The 2,548-nt window shown below is 42.9% G+C and carries 1 protein-coding gene and 1 pseudogene; one reads left to right on the top strand and one right to left on the bottom strand.

Annotated features, from left to right (window positions below; all coding sequences use genetic code 11):
- A pseudogene (locus HWQ38_RS01125) lies at positions 1 to 608 on the top strand (abortive phage infection protein); the annotation flags it as partial.
- Positions 609 to 1,086: 478 nt separating this feature from the next.
- Here HWQ38_RS01125 and HWQ38_RS01120 read toward each other — a convergent pair.
- A complete protein-coding gene (locus HWQ38_RS01120) occupies positions 1,087 to 1,590 on the bottom strand; it encodes a GNAT family N-acetyltransferase (protein WP_292789342.1) in 504 nt (167 codons plus the stop codon).
- Positions 1,591 to 2,548: the final 958 nt, after the last annotated feature.

The following is a 2,548-nucleotide window of genomic DNA, read 5'->3' as shown; positions in this document are numbered from 1 at the left end:
TCGACAGAAATAAATACAACCCCGACGGCAATAAACGAACCAAACACCCAGCAGGTATGAGTCTTCCAAGTAACATCACAGACGCAGAAAGGGAAAGATTAACCGCCTTACTCCCTCTCTTGACTCATGCTCTGTGGATAGAGCAAAGACTCTACGAAATAATCCAAGACCATATCAGCAACCCCAGAAGAAAGGGTGTGAACGATTTAGCATCAATAGATATACGTAAAACTACGCTATTGCCTGATCGCAAATACTCTTTTGGGTTTGGTGCGCCAACTGACCTCCCACTACCGATAATTGCGTCCTATCGGGTATTTCTAGACAAGGACTATAAATGGATTCTGCCATTTAACGAATTCGCTGAAGATTTTCTCCAACACCTGTGGAATAACTATTTCCGCAAATATTTGGTGTCAGAGAAAACAGCAGGAAATACAGTCGGCACAAAAATCAGCCGCAATCAAGAGATTTGGGAAAGCTTGTATATCTCGGCGCAGAGCTATCTAAATCAGCACTTGATGCAAATGGTCAACTCCAGTAAGCAAGAAGAAGAATCGAAGGTGACACAAGGTAGCAATAATCTTGGGAAAAGGGAAAAGCGATGAACTCAACGCGACTAGTGTGCCTAGATAACCCAGCTAATTAATTCTCAACAAGTTAAGTTTAATCACAAAAAGTACCACAAAGTAGAACTTTGGGATGGAGGTATGTAAGCGCTCATTGGATACCGTTATGGATGATTGCGTTCTAAATTGAATTCAACTATTGCAATCTCAGGTTGATATTTTTAGCTGTTTAAATCAGGAAAATTAATTCAGTGATTTGATTTATACTTTTAGATTCGTCTAAATATCAAAAAAGTTAAGTTGTATGTCCAGCCTGAGTCCAGACATGATTCGTATCTATTTGCAAGAGATTGGTCGTTACCCATGGGGAATCGCCCCTATTGTCACCCTGACTTTTCACTCTAAGTACTGAAACCCCGATCAAGGCTTGGGTCAGCGAAGCGAGAAAGTAAATATTGGATTGCCCAGGTGCAATCGCTTTGCGACAACAATGACAGCAGTCGCATCAAGTGAGCGCTTACTGCGACTGAGCGGATAGCGCCTTGCGGTAAACGATTTTGTCAGCGCCCGCTTGATAGAAGTCGCGTATCCGTGCTTCTTCTTCATAACCGCACTTGCGGTAGAACGCTCGCGTGCGCTCGAAGTCCGGCGTACCTGACGTTTCCACCAGTAGTACACGCCCGCCGCGTCTCATCAATGTTTGCTCAACGTAGCGTAGCAGGGTCGCACCACGTCCTTGTCCTTGTCGGTCGGGTCGGATAGCAATTAACTGTAGATTCCACGTCTGATCAGTCATCCGTTCCATCTCACAGTAAGCGACCCCAACTGTCTCATTGTCATCGTCGGTAATCCAAAAGCGTTCAGCTTTGCCGTCTAGTAGAGAATCGCTGTCGCTGCTACAACCGAAGTAATCGGACAACATTTCGCCAAGCTCCTCAAGTTGGTTTGGTTGGAACAATCCGGTTGCATCGGCTAAGGCAATCAGCGCGGTTGTGTCATCGGGCATGGTCGGTCGAATCATTGCGAACTCCGTGTGTAAAACAGGTTAGCCTCTGGAGGGCTTATTATTACAACAATCGAATGATAATTTATTTTGATAATAAAAATTAAGATAAATTTTTCCTGAGTTTATCCTAAATTTTTATTTATCAATTCACCTAGCAAATTTTAATCAAAATATCAGTCCCATCTTTGATAAAAACGTGATAATCCATATAGCAAATTAACTAAACTAAAGTGCAGATATGCACAGAGTGAGATGATCACAACTCCAACCCAAGAAGAAATCAGATTTGCAGAAGCCTTACATCACATAGCCCATTGGTGCAGATGGGAATGGCACGCTTGTTAAGCTGAAAGCTCGTCTGGGCTGGGTATTGGGGGTAGGGTGTTAGGTGTAGGGAAAAATCAAGAAAATTTTATATGAGTGGGGATACAAATAAATTTCTGACTCACTACACCCAAAAGCCTTATATATAATGGGTTTGCCGTTATCAAGCGTGCCATTCGGTGCAGATGGGTTGATATTTAAGCGATCGCCAATGGGAAGGGGTCTGCGAAGACTACAGTCCTAACGGTACTGAATGGGACTTTTCACCCATGATCAAGCCAGTTCTCGCGCCTACCGTTGGGGTGAAGATGGTATTTTTGGTATTTCTGATAATCATCAACGGCTTTGTTTTGCCTAGGCGTAGCCCGTCGTAGACATCGTTCTTTGGAATGGTGAAAATTCTATTCTCAAAGAAACCTTAGCTTGGTCTATTAAATAAAGGAATTCACAACCGAATGTCAATTCATAACTTTACTCTATCCCGCCAGTTATTACGCAACTTGTCCATCATTTCGCTGACTGTTGTACTCCTATAGAATTGGTTTAACATCCCCCTGAACCAGTGAAAGATTAGCCTATTCTGTAAGATGCTCCTCCATGCTTCTCCAGATATTGCTGATGATACTCTTCTGCTCTATAGAATTGTGAT

Source organism: Nostoc sp. NMS7 (assembly GCF_017115085.1).
GTDB lineage: Bacteria > Cyanobacteriota > Cyanobacteriia > Cyanobacteriales > Nostocaceae > Nostoc.
The sequence above is the reverse complement of the archived record's forward strand: the minus strand, read 5'-3'. Positions and strand labels throughout refer to the sequence as shown.

Coding starts and splice junctions, on each gene's coding strand:
- HWQ38_RS01120 (WP_292789342.1), bottom strand. CDS start 1,590: ATGATTCGACCGACCATGCCCGATGACACAACCGCGCTGATTGCCTTA.